The organism is uncultured Schumannella sp. (assembly GCF_905479755.1).
In the GTDB taxonomy this organism is placed as follows: domain Bacteria; phylum Actinomycetota; class Actinomycetes; order Actinomycetales; family Microbacteriaceae; genus DCRR01.
In genome coordinates this window covers 56069-76743 of the sequence record NZ_CAJQNT010000022.1, presented here as the reverse complement: position 1 = coordinate 76743, position 20675 = coordinate 56069, and the positions used below count along the sequence as shown (strand labels likewise).

Sequence of the window (20675 nt, the reverse complement as noted above, 5' to 3'; positions counted from 1 at the left end):
CCGGAGATGGCGGGGGCGGGGTTAGCTGAGCTGGTTGGCTTCGAGCCAGGCGAGGTATTCCTCGCTGACGTTGCCGGTGATGTAGTCGCCCGTGAAGCAGCTCATCTCGAGGCCCGCGATGTCGGACCCCTCGAGGATGGCCGACTGCATGTCTTCGACCTCTTGGTAGATCAGGTAGTCGGCGCCGAGCTCGGTCGCGATCTCGGGGATCTTGCGCCCGTGCGCGATCAGTTCGGCACGGGTCGGCATGTTGATGCCGTAAACGTGCGGAAAGCGCACCGGCGGCGCCGCGCTCGTGAAGGTGACCGAATTGGCGCCCGCGATGCGCGCCATGTCGACGATCTCCTTCGAGGTCGTGCCGCGCACGATCGAGTCGTCGACGATCAGCACGTTCTTGCCCTTGAATTCGGAGCTCATCGCGTTGAGCTTCTGCTTGACGCTCTTCGAGCGCTGCTCCTGCCCGGGCATGATGAAGGTGCGGCCGACGTAGCGATTCTTGTAGAAGCCTTCGCGGTATTCGATTCCGAGCTTCTGGGCGACCTGCATCGCGGCGGGGCGCGAGGAGTCCGGGATGGGCATGACGACGTCGATGTCGCCGGACGGCGTGTACTTGGCGATCGTGTCGGCGAGCCGGTCGCCGAGGCGAAGCCGCGCGTCGTAGACCGAGATGCCGTTCATGATCGAGTCGGGACGCGCGAGGTACACGTACTCGAACGAGCACGGAATCAGACGCGGATTCTTGGCGCACTGCCGCGAGAACAGTTCGCCCGAACGCGAGATGAAGATCGCCTCGCCGGGCAGCACGTCGCGCACAACCTCGTAGCCGCCGTTCTCGAGCACGAGCGACTCGCTCGCGACGACGTACTCGGTGCCGACGAGCCCGCTCGTGCGGCGCCCGAGAATGAGCGGACGGATGCCGTAGGGGTCACGAAATGCCAGCAGCCCGTGCCCGCCGATGAGTGCGATCGCGGCGTAGGAGCCTTCGACCCGCTCGTGCAGCGTCTCGATGGCGTCGAAGATCTGGTCGGGGTCGAGGTCGGTGCCGCGCACCTGCGACTGCAGCTCGTGGGCGAGCACGTTGACGAGCAGCTCGGTGTCGGAGCTGGTGTTGAGGTGCCGGCGGTCGACGCGGAACAGCTGGTCGCTGAGCTCACGCGTGTTGGTGAGGTTGCCGTTGTGCACGAGCACGATGCCGTAGGGCGCGTTCACGTAGAACGGCTGCGCCTCTTGCTCCTTCTCGGCGTCGCCGCGGGTCGCGTAGCGCACGTGCCCGAGGCCCATCGTGCCGAGCAGGGTGCGCATGTCGCGCGTGCGGTAGGCCTCACGCACCTGGCCTTTGGCCTTGTGCATGTGGATGATGCTGCCGTCGGCGGTCGCGATGCCGGTCGAGTCCTGACCGCGATGCTGCAACAGCGCAAGGCTGTCGTAGACCTGCTGGTTGACTGGGCTCGAAGAGACGATGCCGACAATGCCGCACATTCCGCGGAGTGCTCCCACTGCTGTTGGATGCCTACCCGCCACCGCGGGTGCGTCTCAGTCTCGCATAGCGCGACACGGTGTCGCGCGGCGGGGCGACTACCCTGGCTGTGTGACCGCCGCATCCACGTCGCATGGCGACGCCAGCTACGCCGCCGCCGGAGTCGACACCGCCGCGGGCGACCGTGCCGTCGAGCTGATGAAGGCGGCCGTCGGCGCCACCCATGGCCCCGAGGTGCTGGGCGGCGTCGGTGGATTCGCGGGCCTGTTCGATGTGAGCGCGCTGCGCGACTTCCGTCGCCCGCTGCTGGCGACGAGCACCGACGGCGTCGGCACGAAGATCGATATCGCGATCGCGCTCGACAAGCACGACACGATCGGGCAGGACCTGGTCGGCATGGTCGTCGATGACATCGTCGTGGTGGGCGCGAAGCCCCTGTTCATGACCGACTACATCGCCTGCGGCAAGGTCGACCCGCAGCGCATTGCGACCCTTGTCGAGGGCGTCGCGCGGGCGTGCGCCGAGACGGGCACGGCGCTGGTCGGCGGCGAGACCGCCGAACACCCGGGCCTGATGAAGCCGCACGAGTACGACATCGCGGGCGCGGCGGTGGGTGCCGTCGAGGCGGATGCGGTGCTCGGCCCGGAGCGCATCGAACACGGCGACCTGGTGGTCGCGATCGCCTCCAGCGGCCTGCACAGCAACGGCTTCTCGCTGGTGCGCCACATTCTCGCCAACGCCAAGATCGGCTACACCGACCACTCGGCCGAACTCGGCGGCACGGTCGGGGAGGTGCTCCTGGAGCCGACCCGCCTCTACACGAGCCCGCTGCTCGGAATCCTCGGCGACGTGCCGGGCGCCGTTCACGCGCTCAGTCATGTCACCGGCGGCGGGATCGCGGCCAACCTGGCCCGCGTGCTGCCGCGTGGCGCCTGGGTCGAGGTCGACCGTTCGACCTGGAGCCCCGACCCGGTGTTCCGCGTGCTCGCCGGGCTGGGTGGGCTGACGCTCGCCGAGACCGAGGGCACCTGGAATCTCGGCGTCGGCATGTTCGCGGTCGTCGCGGCGGACTCCGCCAGCTCGGTCACGCGTGCGCTGGAGGCCGCCGGGATGCCCGCCTGGGTGGCCGGTCGCGTCACGACCGGCGAGCGCGACCTCGCGGGCTTCGAGCAGGGGGCGAAGGGCGTCGACGGCGGTGCCGTGCGCCTCGTGGGCGACTTCACGAGCTAGGCATCACGGGACTTCCGCCCCTACCCGCCCGCCTCGCGGCATCCGTAGCGTCGCGGTGTGAGCAGCCGACTGGGAGACCTCGCGAACGCGGCGCTGGTCGCCGACCACGCGCACGATCGCCGCTCCGCGCACGCCGCGCACTACGCCGAGGGGTTTGCCACGCGCTGGATCTCGGTCGTGGCGGCAGCCGAGGTCATCGGGTTCTCGATTCCCGCGGTGGCGGGCACCCTGGTTGCCGCGTTCGCGGCTACGCCCTCGATCGCGCTGGCCGCGCTCGTCGCCGCCGGGGTGGCTGAGGGTGCGCTGCTCGGCACCGGCCAGATCCTGGGGTTCGGTCGCCGGGCCCGCATCCGCGCAGGGCGCTGGATCGGCGCAACGGCGGCGGGTGCCGCGATCGCCTGGGCGATCGGCATGTCGTTGAGCATCACGGGGGTGTTCGATGAGGCCCCGGGCCCGCTCACCATCGTGGTGCTGGTGCTCGGAGGGCTCGCCCTGGTGGCGACGATTCCGACGCTGCAGTGGCTGTTCGCGCTCCGCGACCGGCCCGGGAGTGCGCGCTGGATTCCGATCAGCATGGCCGCGTGGACGGCGGGCCTGATGTGGACGCTCGCGCCGTCGATCTTCATCGACGAGACCACCCCGCCGGTGGTGCTACTCGCGGCCTACCTGGGTGCGGGCACGATGATGGCGCTCACGAGCGCGATCCTCACCGCGCCCTGCGCCCGGAGCCTCGCCGAGCGCGCGCCGACGGTGTCGAGACCTACGCGGTCTTGAACTCGCCTTGGTCGTACTCGTCGTCGTCGGACGCCGAGTACTCCGGCCACTTCTCGAGGTCTTCTTCAAGCCGCGAGTTGCCGCCGAGTTCCTTTTCGAGCGCACCATAGTTGGTGTCGGGGCTGAAGTACTTCAGCTCGCGCGCCACCTTCGTGTGCTTCGCCTTTTGACGGCCGCGCCCCATGCGTGACCCCCTCTGATTCGAGTTGTGGCAATGGTGGAAAACTACCCAAAAGTCTAACACGTACCCCATTGCCCAACGTTGAGTGTCCGCCGACGCGGGCTAGTCTTGACCGCGTGACCGAGCCCACCTACGACACCTCTGTGGTCGTGATCGGCGGCGGTCAGGCGGGACTGTCGACGGCGTTCTACCTGCGCCGCCTCGGTCTCGACCCAGGGAACGACTTCGTGGTGCTCGACCGCGGCCCGGGTGCCGGTGGCGCCTGGCAGTTCCGGTGGGAGGCCCTGCGTCTCGGCTATGCGCACCGCGTCAACGACCTTCCGGGGATGGATGAGCTCGGGCTGAGTTTCGACACCGCCGATCGCCAGGCGCCCGCGAAGGACGTCGTTGCCGACTACTACGGCCGCTACGAGGAGCATTTCGGGCTCCAGGTCGTGCGGCCCGCGGATGTCACCTCGGTTACGCCCGAGCTCGACGGTCTCGCCGTGTCGTTCACGCTTCCCGGGGTGGACGGCGACGACGAGGTCGAGGAGAAGACCGTGCGTGCGCCGGTGGTGGTCAACGCGACGGGAACCTGGGGCGCGCCGTTCGTTCCCTACTACCCCGGCATGAACTCGTTCGCCGGCCGGCACCTGCACACCGCCGAGTACCGCGACGCGGAGGAGTTCCGCGACCAGGCGGTCGTGGTCGTCGGCGGCGGCACGAGTGCGATCGGATTCCTGATGGAGCTCGAGGGGATCGCCAAGTCGCTCGTCTGGGTCTCGCGTCGCCCGATCCAGTTCCTCGACTCGCAGGGCCTCGACTTGGAGGCGGGCGCCTCCGCGGTGGCGCTGCAGGATGCCGCCGCGCGCGAGGGTCGCGCCCTGCCGAGCATCGTGAGCACCACCGGGGTTCCGCGCAGCCGTCGCATTCAGGCCGGCATTGATCGCGGTCTGCTGGTGGCGCATCCGATGTTCGAGAAGATCGAACCGACGGGCGTGCGCTGGAGCAACGGCAGTTTCCGGCCGGCCGACGCGATCATCTGGTCGACCGGATTCCGCCCCGAGCTACGTCACCTCGCCCCGCTGAAGCTGCGCGAGAAGGAGGGCGGCGTGGTCGTCGGCGGCGGGGTCTCCTGGCGAAATCCGCGCGTGTTCTTCGCCGGCTACGGTCCGACGGCGAGCACGATCGGCGCGAACCGGGCCGGGCGCACGATCGCGCGGCAGGTCGTGGCGACGCTCAGCAAGCTCGGCGTCTGAGGCCCGCGCGCGCAGGCCACTGCTCGACGCGCCCGGCGCCCGCGCAGCACTACGCCAGCACGGCGAGGGTGAGCGCGAATCCCGCGCCCGCACTCGCCAACCCGAGCACGAGGTTGCCGGCAAGGCTCACGATCGCGGCGCGCACCCGGCGGCGGGAGGCCAGCTGAAGCGTCTCGACGCTCAGCGTGCTGAAGGTGGTGAGTCCGCCCGCGAAGCCGCCGAAGAGCACGAAGCGCAGCTCCGGGTCGATCTGGCCGGTCACCGCGAGCGCGAGCAGCACGCCGCCGAGGGCCGAGCCGACCACGTTGACGGTGAGCACCGCCCACGGGATGCGCGCACGCGGATGACTGAGCAGCACCGTGACCCCGTAGCGCGCGAGCGCTCCGAGCGCCCCGGCGCCGAGGGCCGCGGCGATCACCCAGGTGCTCATTCGGTCACCTGGAGGGGTGGCATCCGGCGTCGGGTTCCGATGCCCAGCCCGAGCGCGGCGGCGGCGAGGCCGAGCAGGAGCGTGGCGCCGAGGTAGGCGAGGGCGAGCCCCCACTGCGCGGTGTCGACGAGGGCGACGAAAGACACGGCGAGCGCGGAGAAGGTCGTGAAGGAGCCGAGCACTCCGGTGCGAAGCCCCGCGCGCGCCCAGACCGGGGTGGAGAACTCAAACCGGCCGACGAGCAGCCCGAGCAGGAAGGATCCGGCGACGTTCGCGAGCAGCGTCGACCACGGGAAACCGGCGTCGGCGTGCGGCAGGAGCGCGTCGAGCGCGAGGCGCAGCCCGGTGCCGAGCGCGCCCCCGAGCAGTACCGCGAGGATCGTCACGCGCGACAGCGTAGCCGCGTTGCTGTGCTCGACCCGGTCGCCCGGCCCGCGCGCTCGTATGATCGGGCCGTGCCCTCCAACGTCCGACGTCGCCGCTGGCCGTGGATTCTCGCGGCCGCGCTCGTGCTCGTCCTGGTTCCGACGGCGCTCATCGCGGTGCCGATCTTGACGCATTCGAACCAGGGGCTGGCGAACCAAGACCCCACCGAGGAGGAGTGGCCGACACGCGTCACGGCCTCGGGCGATGACGGTCGCGACCGCGCGCTCGAGGTGTCCGCGTTCGAGGCGACGGCGACCGTCGACACCTCCGCACTGGTCGCCGGCGACCGGGTGGTCGTGTCGGGCACCGGGTACGACCCGGCGCGCGGCATCTACGTGGCGATCTGTCGCATCCCGGATTCCGCGGGCGAGAAGCCGGGGCCGTGCTTGGGTGGGATTCCGACCCAGGAGCAGCAGGAGGTCGCCGAGGGCACCATCCAGTTCGCTGCGAGCAACTGGATCAACGACGACTGGGCGTGGCGGCTGTTCGGTGCGCGCTCGTTCGACGACACGACGGCGGGGAGTTTCACCGCCTACCTCGAGGTGCCGGATCCGGTGGGCGAGAACCTCGACTGCCGGGTGGAGGCGTGCGCGATCTACACCCGCAACGACCACACCGCCGCCGCGGATCGGGTGCAGGATCTGGCGATTCCGGTGGGCTTCGCCGGGTAGCGCGCCGCCTCGCCGCGCCGCGCTGGCGACACGCTTGACCTTGACGCAGCGTCAACTTGTACGGTCGACTCCATGACCACGACGACGCGCGACTGGAGCATCCAGGAGATCGCCCGACTGGCGGGCACGACGAGTCGCACCCTGCGTCACTACGACCAGGTGGGGCTCGTTCCGCCCAGCCGGATCGGGTCCAACGGCTACCGCTACTACGACGAGACCGCGCTCGTGCGGCTGCAGCGCGTGCTGCTGCTCCGCGAACTGGGCCTCGGCATTCCTGCAATCGCCGACGTGATCGCGGGACAGCGCGACGACCGCGAGGCGCTGCGCGAGCAGCTCGCCCAGCTCCGACGAGAGCAGGGGAGGCTCGCGCGGCAGATCTCAAGCGTCGAGTGGACGATCGACAACCTGGAAGGGGGTGAACAACTCATGGCAGAAGACATGTTCGATGGCTTCGACCACGCGCAGTACCGCGAAGAGGTCGAAGAGCGTTGGGGCGCCGACACCTGGGCCTCCAGCGATGCCTGGTGGCGCGGCCTCGGGGCCGAGGGCCAGGCCGTGTTTCGCGAGCAGGTGGCGACTCTGAACCGCGACTGGATCGCGGCCGCTGAGCGCGGGATCGGTTCGGACTCGGAGGAGGCGCGCGCGCTCGCCGAACGGCACGTGGAGTGGCTGGGAAGCATCCCGGGCACGCCGCGCGACGGCGACCAGGCGCCGGCGGAGTACGTGCTCGGCCTGGCCGAGATGTACGTGGCCGATCCGCGCTTCGCCGCCAACTACGGCGGCGAGAGCGGGGCGAGGTTCGTGCGCGACGCTCTCGTCGCCTACGCGGCAAACCGGCTGTCGTAGGCGGGGTCGTCCGGGATCGCGCGATAGCCGTCGTGCGCGACGACGACGATCGTGGCGATCATGCCCCACAGCGCGAGCGCGCCGAGAGCGAGGAGGAGCATCATGCGGGCACCTCCTCTCGGTGCGGCTCGAGCGGGCGGGGCAGCTCGGGCACGCGCAGCAGCGGCAGGGTGACTCCCACCATCGGGCCGATCAGCAGCGCGAAGGCGACCGTGCCGATGCCGAACTGGCCTCCGAGCATCCAGCCGACCGCCAGCACCGTCACCTCGATGCCGGTGCGCACCGCCCAGATGGGCCAGCCGGTGCGGGCGTGAACGCCCGTCATCAGGCCGTCGCGCGGGCCGGGTCCGAGGCGTGCCCCGATGTAGAGCCCGCTCGCCACGGCGAGCAGCGCGAGCCCGCCGGCGAACACGATCGCCTGCTGCCAGGGCACCGTCTGCTGCGGGACGAGCCAGAGGCCGAGCTCGGCGCTCGTGCCGATGAGGAGCACATTGAGAATCGTGCCGATACCCGGTCTCTGCCTGAGGGGGATCCAGAGCACCAGCACGAGCGCGCCGACGAGGTTCGTGACGAGCCCGAACGGCAACCCGGTCTGCCGGGCGATCCCCTGCCCGAGAACATCCCAGGGGGCGACGCCGATTCCGGCACGCGCCATGACCCCGAGCGCGACGCCGTAGAGCACGAGCCCGATGAGGAGCTGCGCCCAGCGTCGCGTCCAATTCGCGCCGTGGGCGGGGATGCGTGAGGTCATGTCGCCAGTCAAGGCCCGAATTGGACTGCAATCAAGATGCCAATTCCCGGCGACTGGCGTAAGGTGGCCGGGTGACTTCGCTTTCCGCCCGCGCGTTGGCCTCTCTCCTGCGCGGGTGGCGTGACGCCACCCGCGGCCCCGTCTATCAAGAGCTCGCCGACCGCATCCGCTTGCTCATCCTCGACGGGCGGATCCCGCTCGGCACGCGCCTGCCCGCCGAGCGCGAGCTCGCTCAGCAGCTCGCCCTCAGCCGGACGACCGTGTCGTCGGCGTACGCGAGCCTGCGCGAGGCCTCCTTCGTCGCCAGCACCCGCGGCTCGGGAAGCGTCGCGCGCCTCCCGCGGCACGACGACCTCGACGCCGACCCCGACATCCCCGTCGGCTTCGTCGACTTCGGCAAGGCGATGCTCCCGGCGGTCAACGGGGTGGCGGGCGCCGCCGAGCGCGCCGTGGCGCATCTGCCCCGCTTCCTCGGCGAATCCGGCTTCGATCCGCTCGGACTTCTCGTGGCACGGCAAGCGCTCGCCGAGCACTACACGGCGCGCGGCGTGCCGACCACCGCCGACCAGCTCATGATCACCGTCGGGGCGCAGCACGCGATCCACTTGATCGCGCGAACTCTCCTCGCGCGCGGCGACCGCGCGGTCGTCGAGGCGCCGACCTTCCCGCACGCCCTCGAGGCGATCCGCGCGGCGGGCGGTCGGCCGGTGCCGGTCCCGGTCACGACCGGCGACGGGTGGGACGCCACGACGCTGGAACAGGTGTTTCCGCGCACGAGCCCCGTGCTCGCCTACCTGCAGCCCGAGAACCACAACCCGACCGGCCGCACCATGGATGCCGACATGCGCGAGCGCGTCGCGCGCCTCGCGGCGCGACACGGCACCGTCATCGTCGCCGACGAGACGATCGCCGGACTCGGACTCGTCGGCCGCCCCACGCCTCCCCCCTTCGCCGCGACCGGTCCCGCCGTCTCGATCGGGTCGCTCGGCAAGTCGGTGTGGGGCGGGCTCCGGTTCGGCTGGATCCGCGCCGAGCGCGACTTCATTCAACGCGCCGCGCGCGAGCGCTTCACGGGCGACCTCGGCACGCCGATCCTCGATCAGCTCGTGCTGATCGAATTGCTCCCGCGCTACGAAGAGATCCTCGCCGAGCGTCGCGCCGCCCTCACCCGCGGCCGCGACCAGCTCTCGGCGCGACTGCGGGCCGCGATCCCCGAGTGGGAGGTGCCGCACACCGAGGGGGGCATCGCCAGCTGGATCAATCTCGGCGCCCCGATGAGCACGCCGCTGGCAATCGCGGCGCGGGCCGAGGGACTCATCCTCGCGGCCGGCCCGCGCTTCGGGGTCGAGGGAGGCGTGTTCGAGCGGTTCGTGCGCGTCCCGTTCACCTACCCGAGTGACGAGATCGAGCGCGGAGTCGACCGGCTCATCGCGGCGTGGTCGCGGGTGCGCCGTGCGCCCGCGCTCGCCGTCGAACCGGAGTACGCGCAGGTCGTCTGAGCACCTCCCGGCGTGAAATCATCCCCGGGGAGTACAGTGCGGGCGAACAGGCTTGTGATACTGGCTCACGTGCGCGCTGGCGTGCGCGAATGCCCGCGGTCTGCACCGCCGCGGGGACCACACACCTCAAGGAGTCCTCCCCGTGCATCTGCTTTCCGTCTTCAGCCTGCGCAACCGTGCGCTCATCGCGCTCGTCACGATCGTCATCGGACTGTTCGGCGGCATCGCGATCGCGCAGCTCAAGCAGGAACTGTTCCCCTCGATCAGCCTCCCGCAGGTCAGCATCTCGACCAGCTACCCGGGCGCGAGTCCCGCGGTCGTCGAGAACGACGTGTCGACGCCGGTTGAGGCGGCCCTGCAGGGCATCCGCGGTCTGAGCGGCACGAGCGCGACCTCCGGGTCGGGGCTCTCCCTGGTCACCGCGGAATTCGACTACGGCACCGACCTGACGACGGCCGAGCAGAAGGTGCAGCTCGCCCTCAATCGGATCGCGAACCAGCTGCCCGATGACGTCACCCCGACGGTGGCGACCTTCTCCTTCGATGACTTCCCGGTCATCCAACTCGCGGTCACGAGCGACCTCGATCAGAACCAGCTCACCAGCCGACTCGAGTCGATCGCGGTGCCCGAGTTCCAGTCCCTCGACGGGGTGAGCGAGGCCTCCGTGACCGGCGGTGCGGGCGAGCGCGTCGAAATCACCTACGACCCCGAGAAGCTCGACGACAACAACCTCACGACGCAGTCGATCGTCGACGCGCTGGGTTCGGCGGGTGTCCTGCTCGCGGTGGGTGAGATCGCCGAAGACGGCACCACCCTCACCGTCCAGTCCGGCAACCGCATCGGCTCGATCGACGAGATCCGCGCGCTCCCCGTCCTCGGCGGCTTCACCACCGAGACCGAAACAGTGCCCGGGTTCGGCGAGGTGACGACGCGCGAGGCGCAAGAGCTCACGATCGACGACCTCGCGAGCGTCGACCTCGTCGACAACCCCTCCGACTCGATCGCCCGCGTCAACGGCGAACCCTCGCTCGCGGTCGCGATCACCAAGACCGCGACCGGCAACACGGTCGACGTGTCGCACGCCGTTTCGGAGGCGCTCGAGGAGGTCGCGGCGAAGGTCGGATCGAACACCGAGTTCACCGTCGTCTTCGACCAGGCGCCGTCGATCGAGCGCTCGATCGAGACCCTCGCGACCGAGGGCATGTTGGGTCTTGCGGCCGCGATCATCGTCATCTTCGTGTTCCTGGTGTCGATCCGTTCGACCCTGGTGACCGCCATCTCGATCCCCGCCTCGCTGCTGGTGACCTTCATCGGGATGTGGGCGAGCGGCTATTCGCTCAACGTGCTCACCCTCGGCGCGATCACCATCTCGATCGGTCGCGTCGTCGACGACTCCATCGTCGTCATCGAGAACATCAAGCGGCACCTCGCCCTCGGCGACGACAAGCTGACCGCGATCAAGACCGGTGTGCGCGAGGTCGCCACGGCGATCACCGCCTCCACGATCACCACGATCGCCGTGTTCTTGCCGCTCGCCCTCGTCAGTGACATCACGGGCGAGCTGTTCCGGCCCTTCGCCGTCACCGTCACGATCGCGCTCGCCGCCTCGCTGTTCGTCGCCCTGACGATCGTGCCCGTGTTGGCCTACTGGTTCCTCGGTCGTAAGCCGCTCAGCGCGAAGGCGATCGCCAAGGCCGAGGCGGCGCAGGTGGCCGCGGCCTCCGGGGAGGACGAGCTCGAACGCCCGACTCGCCTTCAGCGCGTGTATCTGCCGGTCATCCGCTGGACGCTGCGTCGACCCGCGATCACGCTACTCGCCGCCGTGCTGGTGATGGGCGGCACGATCGCCACCGTGCCGCTGCTGCAGACCAACTTCATCGGATCCAGCGGCGCCAACACGATCACCGTCACCCAGACGATCGATGCCGGCGCCGACCTCGAGGCGAAGGATGCCGCCGCCACCACGGTGGAGCAGGCCCTGCTCGAGGTGGACGGCGTCGAGATCGTGCAGTCGGCGATCGGCGGATCCTCGGGGCTCTCGGCCTTCTTCGGCGGGGGCTCGGATGCGACCTTCTCGCTCACCACCGACGAGGACGGCGACCAGGATGAGATCACGGCCGCGGTGCGCGCCGCGATCGACGGCCTCAGCGATGTGGGCGAGGTCACGGTTGGCGGCGGCGAGAGCGCCGCGTTCGCCTCGAGCGACATCTCGATTCAGATCTCCGCCGGAGACGAGGAGGCGCTCATCGCGGCCACGACCGCGGTGCTCGACGCCGTGAACGACCTCGACGTGACCGCGGAGGCCACCAGCAACCTGGCGGCGAGCCGGCCGTTCATCTCGGTCGAGGTGGATCGGGAGGCGGCCGCCGAGTACAGCCTCAGCGAGTTCGCGGTCGGGCGCCTGGTGGCGCAGGCGATGCAGCCGGCCGCCTCGGGAGACTTCGAGCTCGACAACACGCAGGTCTCGATCTACCTCGTCGACCCCGACGAGCCCGAGACGCTCGAACAGCTGCGCGACTACGAACTGCAGACGCCGACCGGGGACACGGTGCGTCTGGACGAGATCGCCGACGTGGAGATCACCAACGGGCCGACCTCGATCACGACCGAGCGCGGGGTGCGCACCGCCGAGGTGACGGTCACCCCGAGCACGGCGGATCTCGGATCGGCGGGCGCCCTGATCACGGCCGCCGTGGCCGAGGCCGACCTGCCGGAGGGCGCCTCGGCGACCGTCGGCGGTGCCGTCGCCGACCAGCAGGAGGGCTTCGCCCAGCTGGGATTGGCCGCGTTGGCCTCCCTGTTGATCACCTACATCATCATGGTGGCGACCTTCCGCAGCCTGCGCCAGCCGCTGCTGCTGCTGGTCTCGGTGCCGTTCGCGGCGACCGGCGCGATCCTGTTGCAGCTCGCGAGTGGGGTGCCGTTCGGCATCGCCTCGATCATCGGCGTGATCATGCTGATCGGCATCGTGGTGACGAACGCCATCGTGCTCGTCGATCTCGTGAATCAGTATCGAGATCGCGGTATGAAGGTGAACGACGCGGTCGAGCACGGCTCCTCGCGTCGTCTGCGCCCGATTCTGATGACCGCGCTCGCGACGATCGTGGCGCTCATCCCGATGGCGCTCGGCATCACGGGCGAGGGTGGGTTCATCTCGCAACCGCTCGCGATCGTCGTGATCGGCGGTCTGCTGTCGTCGACGCTGCTCACCCTCGTCGTGCTGCCGACGCTCTACGCGCTCGTCGAGGGCGCCTCCGAGCGTCGCGCCGCGAAGCGCGAGGCGCGCGCGGCCGCGTCGGAGTCCGCGGGCGCGAGCTAACGGCGCTCAATCGGCGGCGAGGATCGCTTCGCCGCCGATCGTGCGCGCCAGGAAGTCGAGGATGCGCACCGAGATGTCGGCGTCGAGCAGCATGATCGCGTGGCGGTCGCCGGGCACGACGAGGAACTCGACGTCCACCCCCGCGGCGCCAAGCGCCGTCGCGAACAACTCGCCCTGCTCGGCCGGAACGAACTCGTCCTCCGAGTGCACGATGAAGACCGGTGGATCGCTGGCATCCACCGCGCTGATCGGCGAGGCGAGCGCCGCCGCCGCGCAGTCCGCGTCGGACACGCATCCCAGATAGTCGAGACGCCGCGGCGTCAGCCGCGCGTCTTCGGCGATGCCGCTCAGGTCGATGGGGGCGCTCAGTTCGACGACGGCCGCCACCCGGCCCTCCGCCGACCACGCGCCCTCGCCCGCGGTGCCGACCCAGGACGCGAGCGTGCCGCCGGCCGAGCTGCCGAACAGCGCGATCCGATCGGGGTCGAGGTCGAAGGCGGCAATCTGCGCGGGCTCGCGCACCCAGGCGAGCGCCGCGCGCACGTCGTCGGTGGCATCAGGGAAGTGCGCCGTCGGGGAGAGCCGGTAGCTGATCGAGAAGGTGGGGTATCCGGCGCCCGCCAGCCACTCGCAGGTCTCGCGGTACAGCGGCTCGTCGCGCGCGCCGCGGTACCAGCTACCTCCGTGAATGAAGACGATCGCGGGGCGCGATTCGGTCGTCACGGTCGCCGGGAGGCACGCATCCAGGGCGAGGTCCGTGCCGTCGGGCGAGGAGTAGACGAGGCCCTCCTGCACGGTGACACCGTCGACGAGGGGAAGGCCCAACGGGGCGGCGACGAGAGCCTCGGCGGTGTCGTCGGCGGGCTCGGACTCGCCCGCATCGGTGACGCATCCGGTCAGAACCGCACCGCACAGTGCCACGAGCGCGAAAGCTCTGATCGGCGGGGCGACTCGGGGCATGTTCAGGCGAGCATAGGCGAAATCCCCGTCGGTCCTGTAAGGTATCGAGGTCGGCTCTCGACAGCGGAACTCTCCGCAATGCTTCACTGTGTGTCGAATCGGGCCGGATCGTCAGCGCATCCGTTGACGAGGAATCCATTCAGGAAAACGGCCCCGGTCAGTATCGCCCGGGTTCTCACGCGGCTGCGTTCAGTCGTTGTGCACTCTGTGTGACTACAACCGGAAAAAGACATTCATGCCTCAGAAAAAGGGCGCTCCTGTGCGCGCGCCGAAATTCAAGTCCAACGCCCCCAAGTCGGGTAGCAAGAGCCCCAAGCACCGCGGCTACCGTGCCGAGGATGCCGCGGCCGGCTCCGCTCCGGCCGCCAAGAAGGCGCGCTGGAGTAGCGACGACCGCGTGGCTCGCGGCCGTGCCGCCGACCGCCCGCGTGGTGGTGAGTCCGCCCCGCGCGGCGAGCGCAGCGGTGAGCGCCCCAACTGGGAGCCCCGCCCCAAGCAGTCGCGCTTCGAGCGCGACGCCCAGCGCACCGGCCGCGGTGACCGCGATGCCCGTCCCGCCCGGGGCGACCGCGACGAGCGTCCGCGCTACGACCGCGATGAGCGTCCGGCTCGCGACGAGCGTCCGCGCTTCAACCGCGACGACCGTCCGGCGCGCAGTGACCGTGACGAGCGTCCGCGCTACAACCGTGACGACCGTCCGGCACGGAGTGACCGTGACGAGCGTCCCCGTTACAACCGCGATGACCGTCCGGCTCGGAGTGACCGTGACGAGCGTCCCCGTTACAACCGTGACGACCGTCCGGCCCGCAACGATCGTGACGAGCGTCCGCGCTACAACCGTGACGAGCGCCCCGCGCGCGATGACCGTCCGCGCCGCGACTTCGGCAACGACCGCCCGCGTCGCGACTTCAACGACGACCGTCCCCGTCGCGACTTCCGCGACGACCGCCCGGCGCGCGCCCCGCGTCAGGACGAGGCCGCGCGCTTCGTGCCGACCGACGACGTCGTGCTCGAGCGCCTCGAGGCGCAGGCCATCGTCGTCGGAGACTCCGAGGGTGTGAGCTTCGGCGACCTCGGCCTCGGCGACAACATCGTGCGCGCGCTCGCCGAACTGGGCGCGGCCTCGCCGTTCCCGATCCAGGCGGGCACGATCCCCGAGGTGCTCGCGGGTCGCGACGTGCTCGGCCGTGGCCGCACCGGCTCCGGCAAGACCATCGCCTTCGGCGCCCCGCTCGTCGAGCGCCTGCTGCGGATGCAGGCCGGCGACAGCAAGCGCCGTCAGCCGGGCCGCAAGCCCCGCGCCCTGATCCTCGCGCCGACGCGCGAGCTCGCCCTGCAGATCGACCGCACGGTGCAGCCGATCGCGCGTAGCGTCGGGCTCTTCACCACGCAGATCTACGGCGGCGTTCCGTACCAGCGTCAGCTCGGTGCCCTCGACCGCGGTGTTGACATCGTCGTGGGCACGCCCGGCCGCATCCAGGACCTGTCGTCGCAGGGTCGACTCGACCTGTCGCAGGTCGTGGTGACCGTGCTCGACGAGGCCGACCACATGTGCGAGCTCGGCTTCGCCGAGCCCGTGCAGGAGATTCTCGACCGCACGAGCGAGGGCGGCCAGAAGCTGCTGTTCTCCGCCACCCTCGACAAGGGTGTCGCCGACATCGTCGAGCGCTACCTCGTCAACCCGAGCGTCCACGAGGTCGCCGGGGAAGACCAGGCCAGCTCGACGATCGACCACCGCGTGCTCCTGCTCGACCAGCGCGACAAGCTCGCGGTGCTCGCCGAGCTCGCCGCCGGTCCCGGCAAGAAGCTCGTCTTCGCTCGCACCCGTGCGTTCGCCGAGCAGCTCGCCGACTTCCTCGACGAGGCCGGAATCGCCGCCGACGCGATCCACGGTGACCTCAACCAGTCGCGCCGTCAGCGCGCGCTGGAGAAGTTCAGCAAGGGTCGTCTGCAGGCGCTCGTCGCCACCGATGTCGCCGCGCGCGGCATCCACGTCGACGACGTCGATCTGGTCATCCAGGCGGATGCGCCCGACGAGTACAAGTCGTACCTGCACCGCTCCGGCCGCACCGGTCGCGCCGGCAAGTCCGGTGTCGTCGTGACGCTCGTGCCGCGCAGCCGCCGTCGCAAGACGGAGGACCTGCTGGACCGTGCCGAGATCACCGCCGAGTGGACTCAGGTCCGCCCGGGCGATGACGTCATCCGCGACCTCGCCGAGGGCGTCGCGATCGCCTAGTCCGCAACGACCGTGGGAGACGGGGGTGGTGCCGCACGGCGCCGCCCCCGTTTCGCGTCTCGGGCCAGCGGGTCAGCCGAGCCCGAGCGCCGTCGAGAGGTCGCGGTGCGAGCCGAGTGTGGCGGCCGCAATGAGCGCGAGCGCGAGTCCGATCCATTGCACGGGGGCGATGCGCTCGCGCAGCACAATGCCGGCGAGCAGGATCGTGCCCGCCGGGTACAACGCGATGAGCACCGACATGATGCTGAGATCGCCCAGGCGCAGCCCGATCAGGATCAACGAGTTCGCCGTGACCTCGAGCGCTCCGCACGCGATCGCGAAGGCGACACCCGCGCGCCATCCCGTGATGCGCGTCGGCGACGCGGTCGGGCGACGCCGCGCGAGGAGCGCCATTCCGACGATGACGGCGCCGAGGACGAGCACCGTCGCCAGGCGGTGGGTGACCAGCGGGTACAGCCCGGAGTCGGCGGGGGCGTGGTCGATGGAGACGAGGAACACCCCGATCAGCGCGCCGGAGCCGACGGCATAGAGGATGCCGCGAAGCTTCGGCCGCACCGCACCCTTCTCGGGAACGAAGCCGACGAGCACCACGGCGACCAGGGCGAGGGCGAGGGCGAGGTATCCGAGCATCGTCAGCCGTTCGCCCGTGGCGAGGCCCCAGGTCATCGGAATGATCGCCGAGACGACGGCGGTCAGGGGCGACAAGATGCTCATCGGCCCGATGGCGAGCGCCGCGTAGAGCAGCATGATCGCGACGCCGCCACTCACGCCCGCGATCGCACCCCACGCAAAGGCCTCCACGGAGGCCACCCCGCCGACGAGAGGCGCGATGATGAGCATGAGCACGAGGCCGGTGACCCCGGACATGAACGTCACCCGCACCGCGGCGATGCGGCGAGACCCCATTCCCCCCATGAAGTCCGCGGCGCCGAAGATGAACGCGGCGCTGACGCCGACGAGAACAGGGATCACCGCTCCACGCTATCCGCCGCGCGAGGGACCACGTGCCACCTCGCCCGTCGACCGCTCGACGTGATGGCGCCGAGGCTAGCCGAGCCCGAGCACCGCCGTCAGGTCGCGGTGCGAGCCGAGCATCGCAGCGGCCGCCACGGCGAGGGCGAGTCCCGCCCACTGCACCGGCGCGATCCGTTCGCGCAAGACGAGGGCGGCGAGCAGGATCGTGCCCGCCGGATAGAGCGCCACCAAGACCGAGACGATGCTGAGTTCGCCGAGCCGCAGGCCGAACAGGATCATCGCGTTCGCGGTGGCGTCGAGGATGCCGCAGAGGAAGGCGATCGCGAGTCCGGCACGCCAGCCGGTGCGCGCATCCATCGCCGAGTCGGGGAAACGTCGGGACCACAGAATCAGGGCGAGCACGATGATGCCGAGGACGAGCGCGCTGGTGGCGCGGTTGGCGACCAGGGGGATCAGCCCCGAGTCGTCGGGGGTCTGATCCATCAGGATGAAGAACACGCCGATCAGCGTGCCGGAGCCGATGGCGTAGACGATGCCGCGCGCCCGGGGGCGCACCGCGCCCTTTTCGGGAACGAATCCGACGAGCACCACCGCCACGAGCGCGAGCCCGAGCGCGACGTACCCGAGGAGGGTCAGCGTCTCGCCACCGACCAGACCCCAGGACATCGGCACGATCGCCGAGATCACGGCGGTCAGCGGCGACAGGATGCTCATCGGACCGATCGCGAGCGCCGCGTAGAGCAGCATGATCGCGATGCCACCGGTGAGCCCGGACAGTGCGCCCCAGAACAGTGCGCCCTGGGAGACGGCGCCGCCCACGAACGGGGCCACGATCGCCATGAGGACGAGGCCCGCGATCGCGGCGAGGAACGTCACGCGGATCGGCTGGATGCGGCGGGCGGCGAGACCGCCGAAGAAGTCGGCGGCGCCGAAGACGAGGGCGCTTGACAGGCCGACAACGACGGGAATCACCGTCCCACGCTAATGCCGAATCTCAGTCCCAGAGCACCACGCGGCGCGCGCCGAGGCGCTCCACGCGGACGGGTGTCTCGTAGAGCGTGGCGAGGTTCGGCACCGTCACGACGTCGTCGACGGTTCCGTGGCAGTGGATGCGTCCGTCTTTCATCGCGATGATCGTGTCGGCGAACTGCGCCGCGGTATTGATGTCGTGCATGACGACGACGATCGTGAGGCCGCGCGTCTGGGCCAACTCGGCGAGCAGTTTCATGAGCGCGACGGCGTGCCGGGGGTCGAGGTTGTTGAGCGGCTCGTCGAGCAGCAGGTAGTCGGTGTCTTGCGCCACCGCCATCGCCACAAAGGCGCGCTGGCGCTGACCGCCCGAGAGCTCGTCGAGGTAGCGATCGCGCAGCTCGGCGAGCTCGAGCAGGTCGAGGGCGCGTTCGATGTGCTCGAGGTCGTCGGCGCTGCGTCCGGAGCCGCCGTGCGGGAACCGCCCGAAGCCGACGAGGTCGGCGACCGTGAGGCGAATCGCCAGGTGGTTGTCTTGCCGCAGGACGGCGAGACGCTGGGCGAGGGTGCGCGTCTTGGTCGTGGCCACGTCGAGACCCCCGACCACGGCGGCGCCGGCATCCATGCGCGCGAGCCGGCCGATGAGGGTCAACAGCGTCGACTTCCCGGCACCGTTCGGACCGATGATGGCGGTCAGGCCGGCGGCGATGGCGACGCTGACGTCGTCGACGGCCACGGTGGGGCCGTGGCGTTTGCCGAGATTCTGGGTCTGGATCATCGGGCCCTCCCGGTGAGTACAAGAACGATGAACAGCACGCCGCCGAGGAACTCGATCACGATCGGCAGTTCGGTGCCGAAGCCGAGCACACGGTCGAGCACGAGTTGGCCGCCGACGAGTGCGATCGTGCCGACCGCGACGACCGCGGGGATGCTGTGCCGATGCCGGTGGCCGACGAGGCTGTAGGCGAGGTTGGCGGCGAGTAGCCCGAAGAACGCGACCGGGCCGACGAGCGCGGTCGAGGCGGCCACCATCACCGCGATCACGATCACGGTGTGCATGACGACGCGGCGATGGTCGACCCCCAGGCCGATCGCGGGCGTCTCGCCGAGGGCGAGCACGTCGAGGGAACGGCGGATCGGCCAGAGCGAGGCGAGTGCGGCCGCGACGAGGAGTCCGGTCGGCAGGAGGAGTGTGCGGTCGACCGAGGTGAACGAGGCGAACACCAGATTCTGCACGATCGCGAAGGTGTCGGGGTCGAGCAGGCGCTGCAGGAACGCGGTGATCGAGCGGAACAGGGTGCCGAGGATGAGCCCGGCGAGCACGATGACGTGCAGGTCGAGGCGGCGGCGCACGAACAGCCACCAGTAGAGCCCGACGACGGCGCCGGTCATGACGACGAGTTCGACCGCCCACGACGCCGCGGCAGGCGCGCCGGCGAGGAAGGCGGGCCCGAGGGTGAACGCGACGCCGGTCTGGATCAGCACGAACACGGCGTCGAAGCCCATGATGCCGGGCGTCAGGATGCGGTTGGCGGTGAGGGTGTGGAACAGCACCGTCGCGACTCCGATCGCGGCGGCCGCGATGATCATGCCGGTGATGGTGCGGCCGCGAAGACCGAGCGCGTACGCCGCGGCGGCCGGCATGTCGGTGACGAGGTAGAGCGCGATGCACGCGAGCGCGAGTGCGGTGAGGATTGCGAGCCACGTGACGGTGCGGCCGGGGCGCGCTCGGCGACGCTCGCGGGTCAGTAGCTCAGCCACGGGTCACCGCCCGCGTGGAGGGTGAGCGCAGCAGGATCGCGAGGAAGACGACGCTGCCGACGATCCCCATGACGACCCCGAGCGGGATCTCGTAGGGGAAGCGCACGAGGCGTCCGATGATGTCGCAGGCGAGCACCATGGCGGCGCCGATCATGGCGACGAGGGGCACCGTGCGCCGCATGTTGTCGCCGACGAGTCGGCTGGCGATGTTGGGCACGATGAGGCCGAGGAACGGGATGACGCCGGTGGTGACGGTGGTGATGCCGGTGACGAGCGCGACGATGGCGACGCCCAAGAGGAAAGTGGCGCGGGAGTTGAGGCCGAGGCCGCGGGCGGTGTCGCTGCCGAGTCCGGCGATCGTGAAGCGGTCGGCGGCGATCCAGGCGATGAGGGCGGCGGCCGCGGCGAGGTAGAGCATCTCGTAGCGACCGCGGAGGATGCTGGAGAGGTCGCCGATCGCCCAGCTGTTGAGCTCTTGAAGCAGGTCGACGCGGTAGGCGAGGAAGGTGGTGACGGCGGCGATCACGCCGGCGTACATGAGCCCGACGACGGGCACGAGCACGCTGGAACGCACCGGGATGCGGCGAGCGAGTCCCAGGAATCCGGCGACCCCGATCGCGGCTCCGATCGTGGTGACGATGGCCTTGGCCCAGATCGGCATGCCGGGCTGCAACAGGAGCACGAACAGCAGCGCGAGCGTGGCCGCGTCGCTCGCGCCGGTCGTGGACGGTTCGACGAAGCGGTTGCGCGTCAAGACCTGCATGAGCAGACCGGTGACGGCCATCGAGACGCCGACGAGGATGAGGGCGACGGTGCGCGGGATGCGGCTCGCGAAGAGCACGAGCGCGTCGAGCTCGGCCACCCCGATGAACACCGACACGACCGCAAGGGCCGCGACAAGCGCAGCCCCCGCGATCGTGAGGGTTCGGGTC

The 20675-nt window shown here is 70.2% G+C and carries 20 protein-coding genes; 8 read left to right on the top strand and 12 right to left on the bottom strand.

Annotated features, from left to right (window positions below; all coding sequences use genetic code 11):
- Positions 1 to 21: 21 nt before the first annotated feature.
- Complete coding sequence (gene purF, locus QZ258_RS06655) at positions 22 to 1479, bottom strand: amidophosphoribosyltransferase (protein WP_294179929.1); 1458 nt, start codon at positions 1477 to 1479, stop codon at positions 22 to 24.
- Between the two features lie 109 nt (positions 1480 to 1588).
- Here purF and purM point away from each other — a divergent pair, with 109 nt between their 5' ends.
- Both purM and QZ258_RS06645 read left to right on the top strand, forming a co-directional pair.
- The gene (gene purM, locus QZ258_RS06650; protein ID WP_294179900.1) at positions 1589 to 2707 is read left to right on the top strand and encodes a phosphoribosylformylglycinamidine cyclo-ligase; all 1119 of its coding nucleotides are present in this window, start codon (positions 1589 to 1591) and stop codon (positions 2705 to 2707) included.
- A 57-nt stretch (positions 2708 to 2764) separates the two neighbouring features.
- A complete protein-coding gene (locus QZ258_RS06645) occupies positions 2765 to 3481 on the top strand; it encodes a hypothetical protein (protein WP_294179899.1) in 717 nt (238 codons plus the stop codon).
- Here QZ258_RS06645 and QZ258_RS06640 read toward each other — a convergent pair.
- Positions 3468 to 3665, bottom strand: coding sequence for a DUF3073 domain-containing protein (locus QZ258_RS06640; RefSeq protein ID WP_294179898.1), 198 nt, complete (start codon positions 3663 to 3665; stop codon positions 3468 to 3470). The genes QZ258_RS06645 and QZ258_RS06640 overlap by 14 nt on opposite strands.
- Positions 3666 to 3778: 113 nt before the next feature.
- Here QZ258_RS06640 and QZ258_RS06635 point away from each other — a divergent pair, with 113 nt between their 5' ends.
- Positions 3779 to 4900: an FAD-dependent oxidoreductase gene (locus tag QZ258_RS06635; protein ID WP_294179897.1), complete on the top strand. Its 1122-nt coding sequence runs from the start codon at positions 3779 to 3781 to the stop codon at positions 4898 to 4900.
- Positions 4901 to 4949: 49 nt separating this feature from the next.
- Here QZ258_RS06635 and QZ258_RS06630 read toward each other — a convergent pair whose 3' ends face one another.
- Positions 4950 to 5330 carry a CrcB family protein gene (locus QZ258_RS06630; RefSeq protein ID WP_294179896.1) on the bottom strand — a complete coding sequence of 127 codons (381 nt, stop codon included), beginning with the start codon at positions 5328 to 5330 and terminating at the stop codon, positions 4950 to 4952.
- A complete protein-coding gene (locus tag QZ258_RS06625) occupies positions 5327 to 5716 on the bottom strand; it encodes a CrcB family protein (protein WP_294179895.1) in 390 nt (129 codons plus the stop codon). The genes QZ258_RS06630 and QZ258_RS06625 overlap by 4 nt, the downstream gene beginning before the upstream one ends.
- 69 nt (positions 5717 to 5785) lie before the next feature.
- Here QZ258_RS06625 and QZ258_RS06620 point away from each other — a divergent pair, with 69 nt between their 5' ends.
- Positions 5786 to 6427 carry a hypothetical protein gene (locus tag QZ258_RS06620; protein ID WP_294179894.1) on the top strand — a complete coding sequence of 214 codons (642 nt, stop codon included), beginning with the start codon at positions 5786 to 5788 and terminating at the stop codon, positions 6425 to 6427.
- A 72-nt stretch (positions 6428 to 6499) separates the two neighbouring features.
- Positions 6500 to 7273: a MerR family transcriptional regulator gene (locus QZ258_RS06615; protein ID WP_294179893.1), complete on the top strand. Its 774-nt coding sequence runs from the start codon at positions 6500 to 6502 to the stop codon at positions 7271 to 7273.
- Here the strand turns inward: QZ258_RS06615 and QZ258_RS06610 are convergent.
- Together QZ258_RS06610 and QZ258_RS06605 are read right to left on the bottom strand one after the other, a co-directional pair.
- A complete protein-coding gene (locus QZ258_RS06610) occupies positions 7249 to 7377 on the bottom strand; it encodes a hypothetical protein (protein WP_294179892.1) in 129 nt (42 codons plus the stop codon). The two genes, QZ258_RS06615 and QZ258_RS06610, sit on opposite strands and share 25 nt — an antisense overlap.
- A complete protein-coding gene (locus QZ258_RS06605) occupies positions 7374 to 8024 on the bottom strand; it encodes a YitT family protein (protein WP_294179891.1) in 651 nt (216 codons plus the stop codon). The genes QZ258_RS06610 and QZ258_RS06605 overlap by 4 nt, the downstream gene beginning before the upstream one ends.
- A 71-nt stretch (positions 8025 to 8095) precedes the next feature.
- Here QZ258_RS06605 and QZ258_RS06600 point away from each other — a divergent pair, with 71 nt between their 5' ends.
- A complete protein-coding gene (locus QZ258_RS06600) occupies positions 8096 to 9523 on the top strand; it encodes a PLP-dependent aminotransferase family protein (protein ID WP_294179890.1) in 1428 nt (475 codons plus the stop codon).
- A 142-nt stretch (positions 9524 to 9665) separates the two neighbouring features.
- Positions 9666 to 12842: an efflux RND transporter permease subunit gene (locus QZ258_RS06595; protein ID WP_294179889.1), complete on the top strand. Its 3177-nt coding sequence runs from the start codon at positions 9666 to 9668 to the stop codon at positions 12840 to 12842.
- A 6-nt stretch (positions 12843 to 12848) separates the two neighbouring features.
- On the opposite strand, the gene QZ258_RS06590 is transcribed toward QZ258_RS06595, so the two are convergent.
- Complete coding sequence (locus QZ258_RS06590; protein ID WP_294179888.1) at positions 12849 to 13802, bottom strand: alpha/beta hydrolase; 954 nt, start codon at positions 13800 to 13802, stop codon at positions 12849 to 12851.
- Positions 13803 to 14037: 235 nt separating this feature from the next.
- Between QZ258_RS06590 and QZ258_RS06585 the strand changes: the two genes are divergently transcribed.
- Positions 14038 to 16038 carry a DEAD/DEAH box helicase gene (locus tag QZ258_RS06585; protein WP_294179887.1) on the top strand — a complete coding sequence of 667 codons (2001 nt, stop codon included), beginning with the start codon at positions 14038 to 14040 and terminating at the stop codon, positions 16036 to 16038.
- A gap of 72 nt (positions 16039 to 16110) precedes the next feature.
- On the opposite strand, the gene QZ258_RS06580 is transcribed toward QZ258_RS06585, so the two are convergent.
- The 5 genes from QZ258_RS06580 to QZ258_RS06560 form a co-directional block, all read right to left on the bottom strand.
- Positions 16111 to 17010: an EamA family transporter gene (locus QZ258_RS06580; protein ID WP_294179886.1), complete on the bottom strand. Its 900-nt coding sequence runs from the start codon at positions 17008 to 17010 to the stop codon at positions 16111 to 16113.
- 75 nt (positions 17011 to 17085) lie between these two features.
- On the bottom strand, positions 17086 to 17985 hold the full coding sequence (locus QZ258_RS06575; protein ID WP_294179885.1) for a DMT family transporter: 900 nt from the start codon (positions 17983 to 17985) through the stop codon (positions 17086 to 17088).
- Positions 17986 to 18007: 22 nt separating this feature from the next.
- The gene (locus tag QZ258_RS06570) at positions 18008 to 18760 is read right to left on the bottom strand and encodes an ABC transporter ATP-binding protein (RefSeq protein ID WP_294179884.1); all 753 of its coding nucleotides are present in this window, start codon (positions 18758 to 18760) and stop codon (positions 18008 to 18010) included.
- Positions 18757 to 19743, bottom strand: coding sequence for an iron chelate uptake ABC transporter family permease subunit (locus tag QZ258_RS06565; protein WP_294179883.1), 987 nt, complete (start codon positions 19741 to 19743; stop codon positions 18757 to 18759). Before QZ258_RS06565 ends, QZ258_RS06570 begins: the two co-directional genes overlap by 4 nt.
- On the bottom strand, positions 19736 to 20659 hold the full coding sequence (locus QZ258_RS06560; protein ID WP_294179928.1) for an iron chelate uptake ABC transporter family permease subunit: 924 nt from the start codon (positions 20657 to 20659) through the stop codon (positions 19736 to 19738). The genes QZ258_RS06565 and QZ258_RS06560 overlap by 8 nt, the downstream gene beginning before the upstream one ends.
- Between the last annotated feature and the right edge of the window lie 16 nt (positions 20660 to 20675).